This window comes from Chitinophaga silvisoli, assembly GCF_003412465.1.
Taxonomy (GTDB): Bacteria; Bacteroidota; Bacteroidia; order Chitinophagales; family Chitinophagaceae; genus Chitinophaga; species Chitinophaga silvisoli.
This window is the reverse complement of the sequence record NZ_QTJV01000017.1, coordinates 90,024-112,186: the sequence shown is the minus strand read 5'-3', so window position 1 is coordinate 112,186 and position 22,163 is coordinate 90,024. Positions and strand designations below refer to the sequence as shown.

General features: G+C 44.7%; 18 protein-coding genes. 10 read left to right on the top strand and 8 right to left on the bottom strand.

The window, feature by feature from the left end; translation table 11 throughout:
* Positions 1–31 precede the first annotated feature (31 nt).
* From DXN04_RS31160 to DXN04_RS31130, 7 genes are all read left to right on the top strand, one after another.
* Positions 32–1,450, top strand: coding sequence for an aldehyde dehydrogenase family protein (locus DXN04_RS31160; RefSeq protein ID WP_116857345.1), 1,419 nt, complete (start codon positions 32–34; stop codon positions 1,448–1,450).
* Positions 1,451–1,585: 135 nt separating this feature from the next.
* Positions 1,586–2,383, top strand: a complete 798-nt coding sequence (locus DXN04_RS31155) for a helix-turn-helix domain-containing protein (protein WP_116857344.1) — start codon at positions 1,586–1,588, stop codon at positions 2,381–2,383.
* A 20-nt stretch (positions 2,384–2,403) separates the two neighbouring features.
* Entirely contained in the window at positions 2,404–2,841 is a 438-nt protein-coding gene (locus DXN04_RS31150) for a DUF6526 family protein (RefSeq protein ID WP_116857343.1), read from the top strand.
* Between the two features lie 25 nt (positions 2,842–2,866).
* Positions 2,867–3,940, top strand: a complete 1,074-nt coding sequence (locus DXN04_RS31145) for a saccharopine dehydrogenase family protein (protein ID WP_116857342.1) — start codon at positions 2,867–2,869, stop codon at positions 3,938–3,940.
* 195 nt (positions 3,941–4,135) lie between these two features.
* Positions 4,136–7,516, top strand: a complete 3,381-nt coding sequence (locus tag DXN04_RS31140; protein ID WP_158569254.1) for a glycosyl hydrolase — start codon at positions 4,136–4,138, stop codon at positions 7,514–7,516.
* A 64-nt stretch (positions 7,517–7,580) separates the two neighbouring features.
* Positions 7,581–8,057 (top strand): nuclear transport factor 2 family protein, encoded by a 477-nt coding sequence (locus DXN04_RS31135; RefSeq protein ID WP_116857382.1) that lies wholly within the window; start codon positions 7,581–7,583, stop codon positions 8,055–8,057.
* Between the two features lie 245 nt (positions 8,058–8,302).
* A complete protein-coding gene (locus DXN04_RS31130) occupies positions 8,303–9,286 on the top strand; it encodes a GlxA family transcriptional regulator (protein ID WP_116857340.1) in 984 nt (327 codons plus the stop codon).
* Positions 9,287–9,410: 124 nt separating this feature from the next.
* Here DXN04_RS31130 and DXN04_RS31125 read toward each other — a convergent pair whose 3' ends face one another.
* Positions 9,411–10,169 carry a DJ-1/PfpI family protein gene (locus DXN04_RS31125; RefSeq protein WP_116857339.1) on the bottom strand — a complete coding sequence of 253 codons (759 nt, stop codon included), beginning with the start codon at positions 10,167–10,169 and terminating at the stop codon, positions 9,411–9,413.
* Between the two features lie 71 nt (positions 10,170–10,240).
* The gene (locus DXN04_RS31120) at positions 10,241–11,191 is read right to left on the bottom strand and encodes a GlxA family transcriptional regulator (RefSeq protein WP_116857338.1); all 951 of its coding nucleotides are present in this window, start codon (positions 11,189–11,191) and stop codon (positions 10,241–10,243) included.
* Between the two features lie 11 nt (positions 11,192–11,202).
* On the opposite strand from DXN04_RS31120, the gene DXN04_RS31115 reads away from it, so the two are divergent.
* Entirely contained in the window at positions 11,203–12,150 is a 948-nt protein-coding gene (locus DXN04_RS31115; protein WP_116857337.1) for a serpin family protein, read from the top strand.
* 250 nt (positions 12,151–12,400) lie between these two features.
* Here the strand turns inward: DXN04_RS31115 and DXN04_RS31110 are convergent, their stop codons facing one another.
* Positions 12,401–12,703 (bottom strand): hypothetical protein, encoded by a 303-nt coding sequence (locus DXN04_RS31110; RefSeq protein WP_116857336.1) that lies wholly within the window; start codon positions 12,701–12,703, stop codon positions 12,401–12,403.
* Between the two features lie 463 nt (positions 12,704–13,166).
* Here DXN04_RS31110 and fusA point away from each other — a divergent pair, with 463 nt between their 5' ends.
* The gene (fusA, locus tag DXN04_RS31105) at positions 13,167–15,236 is read left to right on the top strand and encodes an elongation factor G (RefSeq protein WP_116857335.1); all 2,070 of its coding nucleotides are present in this window, start codon (positions 13,167–13,169) and stop codon (positions 15,234–15,236) included.
* Between the two features lie 784 nt (positions 15,237–16,020).
* Positions 16,021–16,698 carry a hypothetical protein gene (locus tag DXN04_RS31100; RefSeq protein ID WP_147320118.1) on the top strand — a complete coding sequence of 226 codons (678 nt, stop codon included), beginning with the start codon at positions 16,021–16,023 and terminating at the stop codon, positions 16,696–16,698.
* Positions 16,699–16,757: 59 nt separating this feature from the next.
* Here DXN04_RS31100 and DXN04_RS34985 read toward each other — a convergent pair whose 3' ends face one another.
* From DXN04_RS34985 to DXN04_RS31080, 5 genes are all read right to left on the bottom strand, one after another.
* Positions 16,758–16,931: a hypothetical protein gene (locus DXN04_RS34985; protein ID WP_158569252.1), complete on the bottom strand. Its 174-nt coding sequence runs from the start codon at positions 16,929–16,931 to the stop codon at positions 16,758–16,760.
* A gap of 14 nt (positions 16,932–16,945) precedes the next feature.
* Positions 16,946–17,485 carry a hypothetical protein gene (locus DXN04_RS31095; RefSeq protein WP_116857333.1) on the bottom strand — a complete coding sequence of 180 codons (540 nt, stop codon included), beginning with the start codon at positions 17,483–17,485 and terminating at the stop codon, positions 16,946–16,948.
* A gap of 184 nt (positions 17,486–17,669) precedes the next feature.
* Positions 17,670–18,653, bottom strand: a complete 984-nt coding sequence (locus tag DXN04_RS31090; RefSeq protein ID WP_147320117.1) for a Hint domain-containing protein — start codon at positions 18,651–18,653, stop codon at positions 17,670–17,672.
* Positions 18,654–18,661: 8 nt separating this feature from the next.
* The gene (locus DXN04_RS31085) at positions 18,662–19,738 is read right to left on the bottom strand and encodes a pyridoxal phosphate-dependent aminotransferase (RefSeq protein WP_394337853.1); all 1,077 of its coding nucleotides are present in this window, start codon (positions 19,736–19,738) and stop codon (positions 18,662–18,664) included.
* Positions 19,739–19,890: 152 nt separating this feature from the next.
* Positions 19,891–21,474, bottom strand: coding sequence for a flavin monoamine oxidase family protein (locus DXN04_RS31080; RefSeq protein ID WP_199415179.1), 1,584 nt, complete (start codon positions 21,472–21,474; stop codon positions 19,891–19,893).
* Positions 21,475–22,163: the final 689 nt, after the last annotated feature.

Below are 22,163 nucleotides of genomic sequence, written 5' to 3'. Positions count from 1 at the left end.
GTCCTACCTTTGATCTATCAAAATATCAATTATGAAAACGATAGATAAAATTTATATCAACGGGGCATTTGTCACCCCTCACGGACAGGAAATGTTTGACCTGATCAACCCAGCCACCAATCAACTCATAGGCCAAGTAAGACTCGGCGATGAAACCGATGCCCAATTAGCCATCGCCAGTGCAAAGGAAGCATTTAAGACCTTTTCTCTTTCTTCAAAAGAAACCAGGATTCAATATCTACAGCAATTATACGATGCCCTTTATAAGCGTATCGATGACCTCACTGCTGCGACTATAGAAGAATATGGTGCACCGGTATCCCGTGCAAAAGCAAGCACTGAAATGGCGCTGGATGCTTTCCTGCATGCACAGGAGGTACTGGCTGACTTTGAATTTGAACGTACAGCAGGCCGCTCCCGGGTAAGAATGGAACCACTGGGTGTAGTAGGCATCATTACTCCATGGAATGCAAATGCCAACTTCATTTGTGGTAAGCTGGCCACCGCCATATCAGCTGGTTGTACAGCCGTGATCAAGCCAAGTGAAATGAGTGCATTGCAAACACAGATAGTACTCGAAGCATTTCATGAAGCAGGATTGCCTGCAGGTATCTACAATGTAGTCAATGGCCTGGGGAATGTAGTAGGTGCTGAACTGACCCGCCATCCGGATGTGGCAAAAATTTCCTTCACTGGCTCTACTGCGGTAGGTAAGACGATTGCCAGAGGTGCAGTAGATACCATGAAGAGAGTAACCCTGGAACTGGGTGGTAAATCTCCCAATATCATCCTGGATGATGCTGATTTTACTAAGGCGATTCCAATGGCAGTAGCAGCAGGTTTCATGAACAATGGACAGGCATGTATAGCAGGTACAAGATTGCTGGTACCTGAAACCCGCCTGGATGAAGCAAAGGCCTTATTAAAAGAGGCAGTGGCGAATGCAAAAGTAGGTGATCCTGCAGATGATTCTACTGTAATAGGCCCTATGGTAAGTGTAAAGCAATATGAACGTGTACAGAGTTATATCCAGTCAGGCATTGAACAGGGTGCTGAAGTACTGGCAGGTGGCCCTGGCCATCCTGAGGGACTGGAAGCCGGTAACTTTGTAAAACCAACCGTGTTTGCAAATGTGACTCCTGATATGAAGATTGCAAGAGAAGAGATTTTCGGACCAGTCATTTCTGTACTAACTTATAAAACTGAAGAAGAGGCAATTGCCATGGCCAATGATACTACCTATGGATTAGCTGCCTATGTGAGTGGTACGAACGAGGAGCGCGCCAGGAAAGTGGCAGAGCAGATAGTGGCAGGTAGAGTCATGGTAAATAGCCTGCAGCATGATCCGATGGCACCATTTGGTGGATTTAAACAGTCTGGTATCGGAAGAGAATATGGTACCTTTGGACTGGAAGAATATGTAGAACCAAAGACGATCATCAGAGGATAAAATACAGATGAGGTTGTATCAGAAGTAATTTGATGGCATTTAGTATGCAATTAAAGAAAATTCTCTCCATCAGGAAGCCGTATTAAATCCCGGGAATTTTACTTTTGATACAACCCCGTATTTAATTATTAAAGTATGTCAGAAAAGGAAAGAATACTTGTATCCTGTTACCATCACGTGAGCAGAGAAGGTGAGAATTTCATCGGCGAGCATTCCCTGGGATATATCGTTGCCGGTACACAGGAAGTGTTCCTGGATGGCAAGCATTATGTGTTTAAAGCGGGCGATTTCCGCTTCTTTGCCAGGAACCAGCTCGCAAAATTCGTGAAGATCCCGCCTGCCACCGGGGGCGATTTCAAAACTGTAGGCATCAGGATAGACCAGGAACTGCTACATAGCTTAAGTCAGGAGACTGGCCTGAAAGCAGATGGTATCTTCAAAGGGGAAAAGAACTTCCATCTCCCGGAACATTCGCTCCTGACACATTACAGGGATTCATTACAACCTTATATAGACGGACAGGGCGTGCATAACCCTATGCTCACCATGATGAAGGTAAAAGAGGCGGTCATGTTGTTATTGCAATTGAAGCCTGAGCTGAAGAACCTGTTATTCGATTTTAGTGCACCGGGCAAGATAGACCTGGAAGCCTATATGAATGAGCATTACAAATTCAATGTTGATATCAGCAGGTTTGCTTACCTGACAGGCCGGAGTCTGGCGACATTTAAAAGAGACTTTGAAAAAGTATTCCATACCACACCCGGTAAATGGCTACAGCAGAAGAGATTGGAAGATGCCTATTTCCTGATAAAAGAAAAGGGTTGGAAATCCACAGATGTTTACCTGGAAGTAGGGTTTAAAGACCTGTCGCATTTTTCTTTTGTGTTTAAGAAAGCATATGGAGTGGCACCTTCCCGGCTAAGAGCCTGATAAATGATTACATTTATCTCATGGAAACACAAAATTATAAGAATCACATCCGGTATTATCCACCTCATCACTTTGTATTCTATCCTGTTCTCTTAGTCGGGATCATAGCCAGCATTACCTTTGCTGTCAGGCATCCAGATGCTGCATTGGAATGGGTATTCATGGCCATCCTCCTGTTGATCATTGGCTGGCTGGGCTTTATGCTCAGGCAGCATTACGCGCTCACTACCCAGGATAGAATCGTCCGGCTCGAAGTACGGTTCAGGTATTTTGCGCTGACAGGCCAGCGCTTTGAACCATTGGAAAAAAATCTTTCCCTTGGTCAGATCCTGGCGTTAAGGTTTGCGTCAGATGGTGAATTCCCCGGCCTGGTGAAGAGAGCCCTGGCAGAAAACCTTTCTCCTGACCAGATCAAGCGCGCAGTAAAAGAATGGCAGGGCGATTATATGAGAGTATAACAAAGAATATTTGTACATTTCTCCCATGTTGGATCATTCATTCCTGCTCTATGGAGCAAACGGCTATACCGGAGAATTAATTGCCCGCTATGCGGCGGCATTCGGCCTGCAACCTATCCTGGCGGGCAGAAACAAACAGGCGTTGGAAAAACTGGGTGCTGAACTCAGTCTGCCCATTCGTGTATTTGCATTGGATCATCAGTCTGCCATACAACAAGCCTTGCAGGAAGTAGGTGTAGTGGTAAATGCAGCCGGCCCTTACGATTTTACCGCGAAGCAATTAGTAGAAGCCTGTATTGCCGAAGGCCGGCATTACCTCGATTTGAATGGCGATGCCATGATCTATGACATGATCCGTACCTACGATAAAGCTGCTAGAGATAAAGGTGTCATGCTCCTGCCCGGTGCCGGTTACGACGTAGTACCTACAGACTGCCTTGCGCTATGGCTCAAACAACAAATGCCCGATGCCAGTTCCTTAAAGATCGCATTCGCAATATTGAATAGCGCATTGTCAAGAGGCACTGCTATTAATACCGTACTCAAACTCGGCCTCCCGGGATTATCCAGGATTGATGGCAAACTAGTGGAAGAACCTGTAGGGAAAAAAGGCATGTATGTGCAATTCCCAGGGCAAAAAAAGAAGATCTTCACCATGAGTCTTCCATGGGGAGACCTGAGTACAGCGTATGTTTCCACGGGAATACCGAATATCGAAACCTATATCAATATCAATAAAGCAGCCTGGTTCTTTTTGAAGGGACAAGCAGCTTACAACTGGTTGTTGAAAACTAAACTGGTACGTGGTATTGCAAATGCGATTGTCAAAAGTCAATCTCCCGGACCAGATCAGGCTACCCGCGACAAAACGAATACTTTGATCTGGGCACAGGTCACTAACCCCAAAGGGAACACGCTTACTGCACATATGGTGGTGCCCGAAGCATATACCCTGACAGCATTGACTGCATTACTGATTACAAAAAAGGTCTTGAATAAAGATTTTAAAGCAGGATATCAAACGCCGGCTACCGCCTATGGAACAGAACTAATTATGGAGATAGAAGGAGTAGAAAGAAGGATAATTACAGGTTACTGATTGTATAGATATAATCTCATCTCTGCATAAACCTTCACTCTTCCGATAGAGAATCGTACCGGGGCCTGCTACGCACACCCCGGTATTGATTTTAATCATATTTCCCCTCTGATTATTTAGTAAATTTACCCCCTGAAACCATGATCGATTTTCATTAAAAGACATACCCATAATCCATAAAATCTCAGGATGACCATGAAGAACCTTTACCTGCTGGCAGTAGTGCTATCTATCGGCACATGGCAACTGCATGCCCAATCCCCTGTGCCTGTCGGCGCAGGTAGCTACGCCTCTTTTCCACCGGTATCTGAACTCGATTCCTCCCTGCAGGCATTCGTGTACACAGCACCCATTTACGTAGCTCAAAACAAAAAACACCAGGCCATTCCTACCAACGATTGGTGGACAGACCTCGTCGTATCCCAGTATGCAGGCATGCTTTGGGCATACCCACTTTCCGCCGATCCGGAGAACTTTGGTACAAAAATTTATTTTGCTAACAGCTTTGTAGCCGATGGCTCTAACCTGGAATACGGTGGTTACATGAGCATCAAAGCTGATGGCTATGCACCGGAAAAAGCCATTGCCAAAGACTGGTCCGACTGGGGTGTAGTCATGTCGCTGCCAGACAGCACACATGGCAAAAATATGGATGTCACCATGTACCACGGCATCCCTTTTTTCTGGTTCGAAACACAAGGAATCAATCCTGAAATCGCACTCGATAAAGGAGGCTCTTACCTCACTGCAAGTGGCAATGCTTTGACGCTCCCGACCAACAAATCTTTTGTGATCAAAACCGATGGCCGCTATTTCGGTATTCACCTTGATGGCAAAACCACCGCTGCTATCCAGGGACAGCAATTCGTAAGAATTGACTTAGGTAGCTCTCAGCACGTCAATGCTGTAAAACTAAGTTGGGAAACAGCCTATGCCTCCGGTTACAGCATCCAGGTATCCAATGATACCACCAGCTGGGCCACAGTGGTAACTGTCATCAATGGCGATGGCGGCACAGACTCATTATCTTTTAAAGATACCACTGCCCGCTATGTAAAGATCACCCTCAACGAAAGAGGTACCATCTATGCCTACTCCCTCTGGGAAATGCAGGTATTTAACAACACGACCTTACTCTCTCAGAATAAGTCAGTCACCGCCTCCTCGGTAGAAGGACCTTTCGCTGCTGCGAATGTAAACGATGGCAACTTCGGTACCCGCTGGGCCTCCGATGGCAATCAATCAGAAAAGCTGGTGTTGAATACGAATAGTGGCAATGCTTTCTTTGTCGTCTCTGCATTATTGGCTCCCGCTGATCTGACTACCTATGAACAATACGCTTTTAACAAGCCTACAAATTCAACAGTTTCTTACGATTATAATGCCGGTGCCGGTAAAGTAGCAGTGAACTGGAATGTCACCACCACCAACCTGAAAGGCGGCAGCGCAGGGCCCACCATACAAGGTTTCCTGCCACATCTCTACGACGATGCTACCCACAATGTGAACTTCAGTGCATATAGTTATGTCAGTCCGCGCGGTACCATGAAAACATCCATCGGGAATGCCTGGACATTCACTTACGACTTCGGTGGTATTCTTCCCAACTTCAATGCACCGTACAGGAGTGCAGGCGATGCAGCGCCTTATGATGCAGGTGCGATGTATAACCTGCTCACGCAATTTTCTAAGAAGAAAGACTATGGCGGAGATACTTACTGGGGTGGTAAGGACATCCTCAACTTTGCAAAATACACCGTGATGGCAAAGGAACTGAATCACCAGGCTTATGAATCATTAAAAGCCAAAACCAGGGCAGCCCTCGTGAACTGGTTGACATATACACCCGGTGAAACAGAAAAGTTCTTTGCAAAGTATGATCGCTGGGGAGCCATCGTAGGTTTCAATGAATCTTATACATCTGCTTATTTTACAGATAATCATTTTCACTATGGTTACTTTGTATTGGCAGCAGCGTTATATGGTATGGTGGATCCTGATTTCATTGCCCAATATGGCGACATGATCAAACTGGTGGCGAAACAATATGCTAACTGGGATCGCTCAGATACTACGCTGCCATTCCTGCGCACTTTCGATCCATGGATCGGGCATAGTTATGCAGGAGGTACCAGTTCATCTACAGGCAATAACCAGGAATCTTCATCAGAGGCCATTCAGTCCTGGATAGGTTTATTCTTATTAGGCGATCAGTTGAATGACCCTGCTATCCGTTCTGCAGCAGCTTTTGGTTATAGCAGTGAAACCTACGCAGCACTGGAATACTGGTTTGACTGGAAAAATCGTAACCTGCCTGCTACCTACAATCATAATATGTGTAGCATCCTGAGTAACCAGGGCTTTGCTTATGGTACCTATTTTAGTGCAAGCCCGATGCATATCCATGCCATCCAATACCTGCCTGTAAATCCTGGGTTTAAGTATGTAGCCAGGGATACTACCTGGGCGAAGAAAGAATATGCAGATATGATGAGTGAGACGCTTACAGTAGATGGGCACAAAGATGAGACAGATTTTGGCGATGACTGGGCACATGTAGCCCTTGGCTGGAAACAGATATCCGATCCCAGATATGCTGCAGCATTCATGGCAAAGAATTTATTGTTGCCCGTGACGGATACAGATTACATCATGGATTACGAGGTAGCAGGTATGACGTATTATTATACACATGCGCATCAGAACCTGGGTGATTTTTCATTTAAGTATCATACCAATTTCCCAAGCAGCAGTGTGTTTGAAAAGAATGGCAGCTTCAGTCATGCAGTAGCATACAATCCATCAGCCAGCACCAGCACCTGTAAAGTGTATGATGCCAGTGGTGCTCAGGTAGCTTCCTTTTCCGTGCCGGCAAGGACCTTGCTGACCTACCCGGTATTACCTGATTCCGGGTCTGCACCTACAGGATGTTATAACCTGGTGCCTGCGTCAGCAACAGCATCTTCCGGTACGGCGGATGCTGCTATAGATGGTAACCAGGGGAGCCGTTGGGAGAGCCAGTTTACCGACCCCCAATGGATCACGGTGGATATGGGAGTGGTATCACATGTGAATAAGATTACGCTGACATGGGAAGTGGCTAATGCGAAAGAGTATTATATCTTAGGTGCAAAGACGGATACATTAAGCTGGGATACCGTTGGGCATTATATCAATACAACAACCGGCAACCGTACAGACCTGATTGATAATATTGGAAAAGATTATCGCTACCTGAGGATGTATGGTGTACAAAGGAATACGCCTTATGGCTATTCAATTTATGAATTTGAAATTTGTGGTACAGCCAGTGAGCCGACTACGGCTGATGCAGCACGTACTACCAGCACTGCAAAGTCTACTAATACATCTTTGGTCTATCCGAACCCGGCCCAGGATCAGGTGTATCTGACAGCCGCAGCAAGTGCTTATTATACAATCACAGACCTGAAAGGGAATATGATCCAGGCGGGCAAAGTAACGGCAGGTATGAATACGATATCTGTCAGTGGGTTGACACCTGGGGTGTACCTGATCAGGGTGGGTGATAAGACGGGCAAGTTTGTGAAGCTGTAAATTGGAAGAAATAATTGTAGGCCGGTACCTTGTAAAGGTGCCGGCCTTTTTTTATCTTGAGGGTATGAAAAATAAAATTCTATTGTTGCTGGCCATCACCTTTTGCCAGTTAAGCTATGCCCAAAACCAAAAGTCCAGCTATGTTCCTAAAGACAAAGCATTGTTTGATACTATTGCACACATGGACAGTGTGATGTTCAATGCATTTAATACCCATGATATGCCGGTGTTGGAGAAGGTGTTTGCGGAGGATGTGGAGTTTTATAATGATGGAGGTGGGGTGAGTGATTATGCGACGACGATGAAGAATTTTAAGGCGATGTTTGAGCGGAATGCGACGAGTGGCTTAAGGCGGGAGCTGGTACCGGGATCTTTGGAAGTATATCCTATGCCGGGATTTGGGGCGATAGAGGTGGGCGAGCATCGGTTTATACATAAGGAGAATGGAAAGGAAGAGGTGGGGTTGATGAAGTTTGTGCAGGTATGGCGGTTGAAGGATGGGGTGTGGAAGGCGACCCGTGTAATTAGTATTGGGCATTAGGCGTATGTTATTTGCAGTTGATTTGACTTATTTGTATTCATCATTAGATGTACCTTATAGTCATTCGCAATTAATCTGACTTATCCGTATTCATCATTAAATGTGCTTCATGGTCATCAGCAATTGATCTGATTTATCAGCATTGCTAACCCTGGTATTTTTTGCTTAACAGCCCTACTCACCACTCCCTGTCATCAAGTTACATTTTTCAGTAACTTACGCCTGGAAGAACACTACCTACAACCATGAAACACATATCTATATTAATCCCCAGAGGTGCCGCGTCCCTGGGCTGTATTGAAGGCGCACATAAAATGTTCTTTAATGTCAATCGCTTCCTCATCGACCGGGGAGACGATCCATTATTCACTATCCAGTTCGTTGGCATGACCCACGATGCCATTGTCTACGATGGCTTTTGCAAAGTAACTCCTGACCTCAGCATACAGGATAATTTTAATACTGACCTGATCATTATCCCTGCCGTAAACGGGGAAATGGACAAAGTCATTGCTGCCAACAGCGATTTCTTCCCCTGGATCAGGGCACAGTATGAACGGGGAGCTGAAGTCTCGAGTCTCTGTGTAGGTGCTTTCCTCCTGGCTGCCACTGGCCTGTTGCAAGGCAGGAAGTGCAGTACACACTGGCAGTCTGTGCATTTGTTCAGAAAAATGTTCCCTGACGTAGAAATGGTATCCGACAGGATCATCACCGATGAGAATGGCATTTACTCCAGCGGAGGTGCTAATTCATTCTGGAATTTGCTCCTGTACCTGGTAGAGAAATACACTGACCGGGAAATGGCCATCTTCTGTGCGAAGTTCTTCGCCATTGAAATCGACCGTTTCAGTCAGTCACCCTTTATCATGTTCCGCGGCCAGCGGGATCATCAGGATGAAGATATCAAGCGGGCACAGGATTTCATTGAGAAAAACTTCCAGGAGAGGATTACGGTCGATCAATTGGCATCTTTGTGTACAATGGGCAGAAGGAGTTTTGAACGACGGTTTAAGAAAGCGACCAGCAATACGGTATCAGAATATATCCAGCGGGTGAAGATTGAGGCGGCAAAGAAAGGGTTTGAGACCAGCCGCAAGAATATCAATGAGGTGATGTGCGAGGTAGGATATGCGGATAATAAGGCGTTCAGGACGGTGTTTAAGCGGAAGACCGGGTTGTCGCCGGTGGAGTACAGGAATAAGTATAATAAAGAAGCAATTGCAGTATGATAATGGAAAAGGTTGTATCAACAGTAAATTGATGGTATTTAAAATAAAAAATTCTCCATCAGGTACTCGAATTTAATCCCGGAACATTTTACTGGTTGATACAACCTCTTCCTGATTTTCTGTATTATTTCTTCACCACAAGCCCTTCACCAGGCACCCACTTATCATACTCCATCTGCTTCGCTATCTGTATCGCCGCATCATGACCTCTCAACTTCTCTACCAGGTGCAGCGCCCCATCAATCCCTGCAGAAATCCCCGCCGTCGTCAGCACATTCCCATCCTCCACAAATCTCTTATCCGCCAGCACGGTACTATTTGGCAATGCCTTCCGCAGGTTTTCAATGCTATTGTGAAAAGTCGTCACAGTCTTATGATCGAGGATGCCGGCTTTCCCAAGAATAAACGCCCCTGTACATACAGACATAAAATACTTAGTATCAGGAATTCTTGACTGGATCCATTTAATCACCTCAGGATCATTAGCCGCCACATCATCATTCCCGCCGAAGGTGACAAAAATATCCGCCGGAGGCGCATTTTCAATGCTATAAGTCGGCAGTACCTTCAGCACGCCCTGTGCACGAAGTGGGTCCGTCGTCTTTGAAACGATAGAGATATTACATCCTGCATAAGAAAACACTTCCAGAGGACCGGCAAAGTCCAGTACTTCAATGCCATCATACAGGTAGAAGCAGACATTCAGTTTTTTAATCTCTTCTTCTTTTTTAATCAGCTTCATGCCACAATGCGGGCATTTGCCGGGTTGGGTAAAAGTCAATGTATCGCAGCTGGGTCCATTGCAGGGTGGGCAAACGTAGGTTTGTGCGCTGGCAAAGGCGGTCAGCATGGTAAATAGCGCGATTGAAATGATCCGTTTCATAATGGCGGTAATTTTATGGCGGTAAAGGTAGGGGAGGGAAAAAGGAGGGAAAAGGACAAGAGAGGAAAGTATCAGGACATTTTCGATGGCAGTTCCCCCGTATACTTCTTCACCATTGACCTCAATTGCACCACACTCTTAAACCCACATTGCTGTGCCACGATGGTCACCTTATTCTTTTCCTTCAATAAATTGACCGCCTTCTCTACTCGCAGACTTTCGATATATTGTCCAATCGTAATGCCCGTTGCCGCCTTAAACATCCTCGTCAGGTTCCTTGAACCTGTATGCACCAGTGCCGCCAGCACATCCAGCGATAATTTCTGATCCAGGTGATGAATAATATAATCCTGCACCTGGTGAATATGATTATTGATATGCCGCCTGTAACGCAGGTAAACGCTTTGCTGTGAATCATCCCCATCCCTGCGGATATACACTACCAGCTCTGCCGCCAGTTGCCATGCAAAAGCAGGACCATGCCGTTCTTCAATAATGAAAAGTGCCAGGTCAATTCCTGTAGTAATCCCGGCACTGGTATAAATATTCCCGCTCTTTACAAACAATCGGTTAGTAAACACCTTCGTTTCCGGGTACTCCTCCTGCAGGCGTTGAGTATATTTCCAGTGCGTGGTACATCCATGTCCATCCAGGATGCCGGCAGCTGCCAACGCAAAGGAACCCGTACATACAGAGCAAAGGGTGGCACCCGCGTGAGCAATGTGAATCAGCCAGTCTTTCAGCGCCTGGTTATCTGCCTGCAACTGAAATCCCGGAATAAAAATAATATCATCCTGCCTGATGTGAACATCGTTGATGTGTTGGAGTTGGCCTATCATGAGTCCGGAAGAGCATGCTTTTTCCGGCTGGTCAGAAAGGTAGATGATCTCATAAGGATGTCCATATTCTGCGGACTCATAGAACACCTGTACAGGCCCTGCGAGATCGAGAATGTGCGTTTGACTGGCTATGAAAAATATGACCCTGTTAAGCATCAGGGTAAAGGTAGCCGTTTTTGTCATAACTTGCAGTTATGAAAACTTTATATCCCTATTTGCTGGCGGCCATGGTGCTGATGTCCGCCTGTAGGAAAACGAGATATTATTCAAGATCACAGATAGTACCTAATATGCTTACGCCGGTTGATGCTAATAAAAACGTAGCATATGCAGCGAGTTTTACATTGGCGTGGAATGAAATGAGGCAACAGGTAGGTGCGCCGATTAATAATAAGGCAAAGGCGGTGAAGTGGATGAATGATAGTCCGGTATCAGGGGATATATTAGGACCAAAGGAATATAAGCGCGATGTGAGGATCAAGGGGGAGGAAATCTCCATCCTGGTGAATTTTCAAAGGGAGCTGGGATTTGATGTACCCATGCAACCACTTAAGGAGCCATTTACATTCAATGGCAGACCTGTGAAGGCATTTGGGATGGTGGATTATGATCCGGAAATAATTGGGATTGCCCACCTGATCTTTTATAGGGATGAGGATCATTTTGTAATCAGCCTGGATTCAAAGGATAAGTCGTCCGATATGATATTGGCCAAGGGGTTTAACAAAGGAGCCCAGTTGCACGTCATCCTCCAGCAGATCCAGGGGGCCATCCGGAAGGGAACGAAGATCAAGGACTTTGCTTCCCTGAAGATCCCGATATTGAAATTCCAGGAGGAAGAGCATTTTAAGGAACTGGAAGGAATTGATTTTAAGGCGAAAGGGAAGCCGTATAGGGTAAAGACGGCCCGGCAGAAGACGTTCTTTACATTGGACCAGGAAGGGGCGAAGATAGTAGATGCGGCAGACCTGGTGGTGGATACTATGGCTGCGCTGGTGGAAGGGGAGGAAGTAATGCGGCCGCCGAATCTGGTTTTTGACAAGCCATTTGTGGTGGTGTTGCAGAAGAAGAAATCACTATTTCCTTATTTCATATTGAAAGTGGAAAATGAGGAGATTATGGATACGAATAAGGATAATTAGGAGATTTTTAAGGGATAGAATTAGTGGGTGGGTATTTCCTTATTTTATTTTTAAAAAGAAGGTGAATAAGGGGATACTGTCAATAAAATGGAGATAGGGGAGTGCTACTTAATAAATTGGAGATAAGGGATTACCGCTTCAATAATTGTAAATAAGGGAATACTGCTTAACAAGTAGGAAATAAGGGAATACTACCTAATAAATTGGGAATAATGAAATACCGCTTCAATAAATTGTAAATAAGGGAATACTATTTCAACAAATTGAAAGACACGAAAATGATGGTAATGCTGATACATACCAAAGCCGACAAAAATATATAATCAGCCACAGTCTCCAGTTTCTCACTCCAGTCCGGCTTCGAAGATCTCAAAGAAAGAAAAGATGATAAGCAACTCGCCATCAGCAAAATAGCTGCTACCCCCGTAATATCATCAATGACAGTCACGTGGTTGAAACCTGATACTTTTATCGAGGTCAATACGATCAGGCAGAAGCCCAGGAGGTTCGTAGAGGTGTTGAGTATATGTGGTGATTTCCGATCCTTGGTCATGACAGTAAATTACAATAAAATTAGAAGTATTAATGGGTAATGGCGGTTATCTGTATGACATTTTGAACTCAGACCACCCATCTATGCGAATTTTGTTTTAATAGATTTTCTTTATAAATTTGCACTATGTTTACTCACAACACATATCGTACAGTAATAAGGGCAGTAATTGCCAGTACTTGTATCGTCTTAATTTAAGACGGGGAGGCAGCCTTGCACCCGGATATGTTGTATCATCTACACACTCCCACAATAACATTTATTGTTTTTCAGCTAAGCCTTGTCTCCCCCGTGAGTCAAAATTAATCTTATTGTATTTAAATTATTTAACAGCATGCAGCTCCTGACAATTTTAACATTGATTTTAGTAATTACCAGATTAGTCCGGTAACAGGGAATGCATTTGCAATAGCAAGCGCCTCTCGTTACCAAACGGGAGGCGCTTTTTTTTATCATTTATTTTATGAAACGTTTATCTCAATATAGGAATATAGGAATCATGGCCCATGTCGATGCTGGTAAAACCACCGTCACAGAACGTATGTTGTACTACACAGGTCTGACACATAAATTAGGTAGTGTAGATGAAGGAAACACGGTTATGGACAGCGATCCGCAGGAAGAAAAACGTGGTATCACCATCTCTTCTGCTGCGATTACTACTTACTGGAAAGATCATCAGATCAACCTGATCGATACGCCCGGACACGTAGACTTCACTGCCGAAGTAGAACGTTCACTGCGTGTATTGGATGGCGGTGTAGTAGTGTTCTGTGCGAAGTCTGGTGTACAGCCGCAATCTGAAACCGTGTGGAGACAAGCTGATAAGTATGAAGTGCCCCGTATAGTGCTCATCAATAAGATGGACAGACAGGGAGCGGACTTCCAGCGTGTCGTGCAGGAGATCAGGGATGTGTTGCAGGCGAATGCAGTGCCGGTACAGATACCGATTGGTGCAGAGGATCATTTCACTGGTGTGATTGATTTGATTACCATGCAGGCCTATGTGTGGAATAGTGATGATGGGAAGCAGTTTGTGGTAACGGAGATTCCTGCGCACCTGCAGGAAGCTACTTTGCAGGCAAGACAAACATTGCTGGAAGAGTTGTCATTGGTAGATGAGAAGATCTTTGAAAAGTATACAGAAGATCCGGGTAGTGTAAGTGCAGAAGATTTGTATGCGGCATTGAGGAAGGCAACGCTGAGTCGTGTGTTGATGCCGGTATTAGCGGCAGCGGCGTATAGGAATAAAGGTGTGCAGCCTTTATTAGATGCCGTGGTGCATTATCTGCCTTCGCCTGAGGAGATGGGTAATTTGCGGGATTTGTTGGAAAATGCCAGGATTTCTTCTGCTGAAAAGGATGACATACTGCCTTCATCGCTTATAACGGACAGCCCCCTCGCTGCCTTAGCCTTCAAAATCATGGCTGATGACTACGCCGGCAAACTGACCCTTGTAAGAGTATACACAGGTGCGTTGCATACCGGGGACATGGTGTGGAATAATCGTACAAACAAAAAGGTCCGCATCAGCAGATTACTTCGCATCATGTCGGACAAGTTTGAAGCAGTCGAAGAAATCGGAGCCGGTGATATCGGTGCCGTAGTGGGCCTAAAAGAAGTCCGCACAGGCGATACATTATCCGATCCTGCGCATCCTGTTTCTTTAGAAAGCATTGATTTCCCTGAACCCATGATCGGTTATGCCGTAGAAGCCAAACTGGCAAAAGATGCGAACCGTTTAGGTGAAGTCCTGGCCAGGTTGGTAGATGAAGATCCTACGCTCCAGGTGAGTGTGGATGCAGCTTCCGGACAAACCATCCTGAAAGGTATGGGTGAATTGCACCTGGAAGTAGTCCTTGAAAAGATCGCGACCAATTACCAGTTGGAAGTGCGCAAAGGACAACCACAGATAGCTTACAAAGAGGTATTCACATCTTCAGTTATCCACAAAGAGGTGTATAAGAAGCAGAATGGGGGTAGTGGTAGCTTCGCCGTGATTCAATTTGAATTAGGTCCGCGAACAGATGGACTGGCCGGTTTGGAGTTTGTGAATGAGATCAAAGGCGGTGCGATCCCCAGAGAATACATCCCTGCTGTGCAGAAAGGATTTGAAGAAGCGATGAAGACAGGTGTTTTATCCGGTTACCCAATGCAATCCATGAGAGTGAGGTTGTTGGATGGTGAGATCCATGAGAATGATTCTCATGCACTGGATTTCGAACATGCTGCTATCATTGGTTTCAAGAGTGTGGCGGCGAAAGCAAAGCCAAGGTTATTGGAGCCGGTGATGAGTGTAGAAGTGACCACGCCTGAAGAATATACCGGTTCGGTGACGGGAGATCTGAATAGAAGAAGAGGGATGATCCGGAATATGGAAATGAGAGGGAATGCTCAGGTAATAAAGGCGGATGTGCCATTGGCAGAGTTGTTTGGTTATGTGACAAGCTTGAGGACCCTGAGTTCCGGTAGGGCTGCGGCTTCGATTACTTTCGTAGGGTATGAGCAGGCACCGGCTGGTGTGGGTGTGTGATGGATTTTGAGGTAATCGACAATGAATGCGCTCAACAATGAATGGGTTTATGATGAACGTGTTCAACGATAAAAGTGTTTTAACAATGAATGCGCTCAACAATGAATGGGTTTATGATGAACGTGTTCAACGATAAAAGTGTTTTAACAATGAATACGGCTCAACAATGAATGGGTTTATAATGAACGCGTTCAACGATAAAAGTGTTTCAACAATAAATACGCTCAACAACGAATGGGTTTATAATGAACGCGTTCAGCGATAAAAGTGTTTTAACAATGAATACGCTCAACAATGAATGGGTTTATAATGAACGCGTTCAACGATAAAAGTGTTTCAACAATGAATACGCTCAACAACGAATGGGTTTAAAATGAACGCGTTCAACGATAAAAGTGTTTTAACAATGAATACGCTCAACAATGAATGGGTTCAACAATGAACTCGCTCAATAATAAAAGCGTTTCAACAATGAATGCGTTTCAACTAAACGTACTTTCAATATGAATGCATTTTTAAAAACCGCGACCTCAATTCCATCCATCTTTCCCCCAATTCCATAATTTGGAAAACCCAGATCATCCAGAGGCCAGCCGAATCTTTTTGGCTGGCCTCTTGTATATTGAATATGAGCGTATTATATTTGCCATCCTAGCTATCCAACTTTTATTAGCATGATTGTTGTTTAATGTCAGCCAAATTCAAGCATTCTATGAAACGGTATCTCTGTGCTCTAATCCCTCTATTATACATACTCCCTGCCTGCCAGCCGCATAAACAGCCTATGGTTCATAGAGATAGCACTATTACAGATACAATGGTCAATGCTGATACAGCGGAGACTTATCCTACTGTTGCACGTGTTGCATTTGATATGAACAAAGTACCCAGGACCAATATCGATTTGGGGAATTTCCCCTTCTTTCCGGCACCTAAAGGTTATCAATATCGGAATGTGAAACTGAAAGAGAGTGGGCAGGAATATTTCCTCGCAGATGGAAAGTTGATGCCTGTGGAAGGGAGGTCGTTCAAAGCGGAGCTGGTGAGAGAGGAGAGTAGGCCTGCGACGTTTAGTATTTCGAAAGTGGAGAAGAGCTTTGACAGGATGATAACGAGTGTGGGAGGTGTGAAGGTGAGTACGGATATACCTACGAAAGCGGAGATGGAGAGAGTGGGAGATGAGGAGATTTATGATAAGGAGAGAGGGTTTACGGTGGGTTTTGGGGGAATTGAGTTGAAAACGTATGTGTTAAGGAATAGAGGAGCGGAGGTATGGGTGCAGTTGAGTATGAATAATGTGTATGGCGCGATATGTATTATACAGAAGGGGGAATTTATTAAGGGAATGAAAGAAATGGACATGAGAAAGGACCTGTCGGAGACGAGCCGGATCGAGTCTGATGATGTCATGGAGGATAGTGACGGGATAGCCCCGGTACTGGATACCATGTTGCAACAATAAATGTTTAGTAGTGAAATTTAGTAAAAAAGCGCATTTGCTTACGGGCAAATGCGCTTTTTTTAGTATGGATAAATTGTAATTACCTTCCCATTGGGGAATGTAAACCTGGCAGGAGTTACTTTTCCTGTCCATAAGTTAATGGTTGCACATTTTACTCTTATCCGATCCTCATCTCTAATACCCGGATATTTACTACCGGGGTAATGTTTTTGTGGATACTTTTCATTTTCCATATTGATTGTTTTTATTAATGTATTAAGTGAAATATCAGGCATATAATGAAAGGAAATATGCTGTATATCGCATATTTCAGCGCATTATGGTAATAGTCCCGTTTACGGCAAACTAAAACGGTATTGTTCGTTATAGCGTCTTCCAGTTCTTCTAAGTACATGGTCTTTATCCTGTGATTAATCTCTTCCTTTTGAGCCTCTGAAAGTTCAGGCCTATTGGTATAAGTCGCTTCCAGCTCTAATCGTAACTGTGCATAATATTCTCTTGGTTCAACAAGAACCGGAATAACAATCGGAAATAAAAACCGAATCGCATAAACAAACGATACCAAAAACGGCACCCCAAATAGGACAACCGCCATGAAGTACCAAAAGTTAAATGGAACAGTGAATAAATCTTTACAAATTGAAATCAGTGATACAGAAATGGCGGAATAAATAATCAATATATTTGACACCCTGCCGAGCACTTTGTCATACTCAGCTCGTATCACTGCATCCCGTTTTTCATTAGCCTCTATGTAATAATCAAAATTGTAAAACGATGTTGACATGTTTTGGAGTTTTGGTTTTTCTTTAATGGAATTCTATATAAATGTAACGAATATATGCCTATAAAACCCAACAAAATCAACCATTCCAGCCAAATAAAAATCCGCAGATCAAAACGATAACACCCAATAAAAAACCCGTATTCACATCAAGCAAATACGGGTTTTAAAAAATATAAAATCAATATCACTTCTGTAATACCATCACATCATTCATCATAAACGTGCCCTCTCCCTCCGCCACTATATTATACACCGCCTGCATACCTCCAGCCTGCTCCATCTTACTCACCACCACATAACCCATCACCTTTCCACTCCCCTCATCCATACACAACAACTCCTCCCCATCATTCACCTCTCCCATCTTCTTCTTCCCCGCCGATGTCTGCACCGGATGATTCGGTGTCGCCTCCAACACCTTCCCCGATATCCTCACCACATGCACATCCTCCTTATCAACAGCATCCACATGCACCGCCAGCAAGCGCGTGATCGCATAATTCTTCGCCTCATGCACCACCAACTCCTTCACGGTCATCACACTCGTCTTCCGCGTCTCCGCATCCAAACTCACGATCCTATCCCCCGGTAATATCTCCTTCAACACTTTCCGCGACCCATCTGCCAGCATCACCTCCTCATCCCCCGGAAAACATATATCCGTTCCGTATGTCCCCGCCTCCGCCTTTACATCCTTCCCCGCATTCATCGCCTTATACAACTGAAAACTAAACTCCCTCGACAACACATACGACAACTTCAACACATAATTCTTCTCCACCTTATCTATCGCATGTATATCCTCAAAATACTTATTCCAAATCTCCGCATTGCTATTAAACAAAGGCAATACTGCCGTATACAATACCCCCTTTTCATTCGTATAAAATATAACCGTCCCTATCTCCTGCATACTATCCTTCGCCACCAGGCGGTATAAATCTATCCTTTTCTTCAAGCCATCATCCCCGGTTATTATATACGGTTTCCGCATCTCGTACCGATCCAGCACATAAGCGTTATTAAACTTTACATAAGTATCATTATCCAGATCTTTTACCGTAAATGTCTTCGCCTTCTCATATTCCTCCGTGCGAATCGGCCTTGACTGTCCAAATGCTGTACCCATCCAAATCATACAGCTCAATGATAAAATTAATGTGCGCATATTCTTATTTAAGATAATTCTTTAAAAGCAGCCGCAAACGCCTGCATTTCATCCATCCTGCCAATACTGATCCTGCACCAATCCTGGTTATTCAATTTCCAGTTCCGCAATCCCACTCCCCGCTTACTCATCTCTTCCACAAACCTTGGCCCCTCCATTTTCAATGGAAACATCACAAAGTTGGTATGCGAAGGAATATAAGTATACCCCTCACTTTTCAGCGTCTCATACAGGAAATGCTTACTCGCCTCCATTTTCTGTTTCACTTCATCGATATAAGCCTTATCATTATAACTGGCCAAAGCCGCCGTAATAGCCGGCAATGACAAGGCATAGCCACCCGCTGCTGAATAATGTCCCAATAAATCGATCATCGCAGGTTGCGCAATTACATAGCCTATACGAAGTCCGGCCAAACCATATACTTTAGAAAATGTACGTGCGATGATAATGTTCTGCCCCTTCTTCACTCCATCAATCAAGGTAGTCGCCGCCGGATCCGGCAGGTAATCAATGTAGGCCTCATCTACAAACACAGGCACCTTCCTGGAAACCCGCTCGCAGAAATCTTTCAGTTTCGCCACATCTACTATCGTTCCTGTAGGATTATTCGGGTTGCAGATGTACACCAGTTTTGTCTCAGGCGTAATCGCCTTCTCCATCGCATCCAGGTCATGAGTATAATCTGCTTTCAAAGGCACCTTCACCCAGGTCGCTTTTATTTTTTCACAACGCGTAGGTAAGTCATCATAAGTAGGATCTGCACTCACAATATTGCCGCCATTGCCCAGTAAGGTAATCGCTGCACCTAACAGTAATGGCGATGAACCTGCACTCGTCATCAGCATCTTCGCATCCAGTCCTTCATATGCACAAATCTTTGCTTCCAGGTCTTTCAGCAGCATGAAGGGATATTGATAGCCATTATCCATACTATCTATCATAGCTTTCTTGGCAAGGGAAGATGGCCCGAAAGGGTTTTCATTGGCAAATAAACGGGCTTTCAATACACCCGGTACACGCGCTGCCAGCTCGGCATCAGCATGTAGGCCAGCGGAAGCTGACAGATTGTTTGTTGTTGACATCGCCCCGATCGGCAAACCTGAAGCCGCTTTTTCTACAGGCGCTCCCTGCAATACAGAGGGCAACATAGTCAGGCCTCCCGTAAATAAGGCGGTGGTCCTTAACCATTCCCGCCTGTTAATAGATTTGTTGGTGGTACGCATCATCATGAGTTTTAGATATTGGTTGTAATGGGATAAGAAATCCTTTGCTCTGATACCCTTGCATGTAAATCCGTCACTGTCCTTCTTGCCGATTCAAATGCTCCTGCCATCCATGCATTCAGATAAGTCGTATGCTCCCCTGCGAAATACACCCGCTTATCTGCCTGCAAGAGGCTTTTATAATGTGATTGTCTGGTCGTATTATTATACAGCGCCCATCCGCCCATACTATAAGGGGTCTTATGCCAGCTCACTGAAAATGAACTTTCAAACTCCTTATCATACTGCGGATGTATCAGCCTGCCCTTATCCATCGCCAGCTTTTCCCGTTGCTGGTGTGATAGGTTGCCCGTCTGCCGCGCCTTCTCATTAAAATTGTAATAGCCTAACAAAATTCCCTTCTTCGACAAATAATCATAGGAAGGGTAAAAGATCTGTGTCAGCTCATTGTTGGTATGTGTAATGCCGCCATAGATATGCTCATCCTCCTCCCAGAATCTCCGCTTAAACTGCATTCCTATCTTCCCTGTGACCATATAAGGAATGTAATCAATCGCCCTGCTCACATCAGATGAGAAGTTGTGATCCACATTACTGAGCACCGGCGTAGGAATTGTACAAATACAATAATCCCCCACCAGTTCCTTCGCCCCCTTGCTGTCCTTATAACTAATCTTCACACCTTCCAGCTGATTATGAATCCCTGTCACTTCGCAGCCAAATTGTATACATTGTCCAACCTTTTTCTCAAATGCTTTTGCAATCTGATCATTGCCACCGACTGCCTGGAACATGGTCATTTGCAATTCATATACATACTCAGATACATTGTAGAAATCAGGATCCGCTAAACCGGAATTAATAATATCCGCCAGACTATGTGCCGGCGCTATCTTCCCCGGCAGATCCCCGGCACCCGGACCTTCCAGGTAACCCCTTCTGTCAGACGCTTTGTACAATTTGTCGATGTCCAGGCCGCCCTCTGCCCGCAGGTATTCCAGAATTTTCTGCGTGTCTTCAGTTGTAAGTCCTGTATCGAGTTTGTGCTGGTCTATTGCTTTGGCAAGCAGTTCGGCAGTATAACCCCTCAGGTCGTTGTGAATCTCACGCACCCGGATTTTCTTATTCGAAAGTGGCCCCTTACCCTCTGCAAAGAAATACGCCGCCTCATTGATGTTGTTATACACCTGGATTGGCACCTGTAATTCCCGGCAATAATGTAAAGTCAGTCCATGGTGATGAGGAATTCTCGAAGGGCCCGCATTGAAATAAAGCCCTTCATCAAATTGGGCCGTTTGGAGTGGGAGATCTGTCTCCCGGTGCGTAGTCCCTTTCCTTATGCTCCACACACGCCCTCCTGAGCGCTCACGGGCCTCCAGGATGGTACACTGGTAGCCTAGTTTTAATAATTCATAAGCGGCAGCCATTCCTGCCAGACCAGCTCCTAAAATGATGATGTGCTTTCCCTTTCCATTCCCGGCGAGCGAAAAGGCATGTGCAGGGGCTTCTCTTAGCATCCCTAAAGCGAGCATGGCGGGGTAGGCAGCAGCCATTGTTCCCGTACTGGTAAGGAACTCCCTTCTTGAAATTGACATTTTGGTTGATGTATGGGTTATTGTACTAATACTTCCTGGCAGATAGTAAAATAATAATAATTAGGGAGGAATTATAGTTATTTAAATAGATCGATAAATTTATAATGTATGGGTGCCTGGCTAACATAACAATCAAAAATAATACAGGGAAGGGATCAATGATAACTGGCAACGCAGTAATACCCCTGATAAGGCAGTAAAACTATGACAAACACAGTAAAAACTCTGATAAGGCAATAACACCCAAAAACCTCTGATAAGGCAGCAAAACTTTTACAAACACAGTAAAAACTCTGATAAGGCAATAACATCCGAAAACCTCTGATAAGGCAGTAAAACTATGACAAACACAGTAAAAACTCTGATAAGGCAATAACACCCAAAAACCTCTGATAAGGCAGCAAAACTTTTACAAACACAGTAAAAACTCTGATAAGGCAATAACATCCGAAAACCTCTGATAAGGCAGTAAAACTATGACAAACACAGTAAAAACTCTGATAAGGCAATAACACCCAAAAACCTCTGATAAGGCAGCAAAACTTTTACAAACACAGTAAAAACTCTGATAAGGCAATAACATCCGAAAACCTCTGATAAGGCAGCAAAACTTCGACAACACAATAATACCTCAGATAACGCAGTAAACCTCGCCCCTGCCAAAAATCAGCAGCAGGCGAGGCATCTCA

Bases quoted from the DNA above. Each gene is read 5' to 3' on its own strand.
- DXN04_RS31155 (WP_116857344.1), top strand. From the start codon at position 1,586: ATGTCAGAAAAGGAAAGAATACTTGTATCCTGTTACCATCACGTGAGC.
- DXN04_RS31150 (WP_116857343.1), top strand. From the start codon at position 2,404: ATGGAAACACAAAATTATAAGAATCACATCCGGTATTATCCACCTCAT.
- DXN04_RS31125 (WP_116857339.1), bottom strand. From the start codon at position 10,169: ATGAAACGGATCATTTCAATCGCGCTATTTACCATGCTGACCGCCTTT.
- DXN04_RS31140 (WP_158569254.1), top strand. From the start codon at position 4,136: ATGAAGAACCTTTACCTGCTGGCAGTAGTGCTATCTATCGGCACATGG.
- DXN04_RS31130 (WP_116857340.1), top strand. From the start codon at position 8,303: ATGAAACACATATCTATATTAATCCCCAGAGGTGCCGCGTCCCTGGGC.
- DXN04_RS34985 (WP_158569252.1), bottom strand. From the start codon at position 16,931: ATGGAAAATGAAAAGTATCCACAAAAACATTACCCCGGTAGTAAATAT.
- DXN04_RS31160 (WP_116857345.1), top strand. From the start codon at position 32: ATGAAAACGATAGATAAAATTTATATCAACGGGGCATTTGTCACCCCT.
- DXN04_RS31080 (WP_199415179.1), bottom strand. From the start codon at position 21,474: ATGTCAATTTCAAGAAGGGAGTTCCTTACCAGTACGGGAACAATGGCT.
- DXN04_RS31085 (WP_394337853.1), bottom strand. From the start codon at position 19,738: ATGTCAACAACAAACAATCTGTCAGCTTCCGCTGGCCTACATGCTGAT.
- DXN04_RS31145 (WP_116857342.1), top strand. From the start codon at position 2,867: ATGTTGGATCATTCATTCCTGCTCTATGGAGCAAACGGCTATACCGGA.
- DXN04_RS31120 (WP_116857338.1), bottom strand. From the start codon at position 11,191: ATGACAAAAACGGCTACCTTTACCCTGATGCTTAACAGGGTCATATTT.
- fusA (WP_116857335.1), top strand. From the start codon at position 13,167: ATGAAACGTTTATCTCAATATAGGAATATAGGAATCATGGCCCATGTC.
- DXN04_RS31095 (WP_116857333.1), bottom strand. From the start codon at position 17,485: ATGTCAACATCGTTTTACAATTTTGATTATTACATAGAGGCTAATGAA.
- DXN04_RS31135 (WP_116857382.1), top strand. From the start codon at position 7,581: ATGAAAAATAAAATTCTATTGTTGCTGGCCATCACCTTTTGCCAGTTA.
- DXN04_RS31115 (WP_116857337.1), top strand. From the start codon at position 11,203: ATGAAAACTTTATATCCCTATTTGCTGGCGGCCATGGTGCTGATGTCC.
- DXN04_RS31110 (WP_116857336.1), bottom strand. From the start codon at position 12,703: ATGACCAAGGATCGGAAATCACCACATATACTCAACACCTCTACGAAC.
- DXN04_RS31100 (WP_147320118.1), top strand. From the start codon at position 16,021: ATGGTTCATAGAGATAGCACTATTACAGATACAATGGTCAATGCTGAT.
- DXN04_RS31090 (WP_147320117.1), bottom strand. From the start codon at position 18,653: ATGCGCACATTAATTTTATCATTGAGCTGTATGATTTGGATGGGTACA.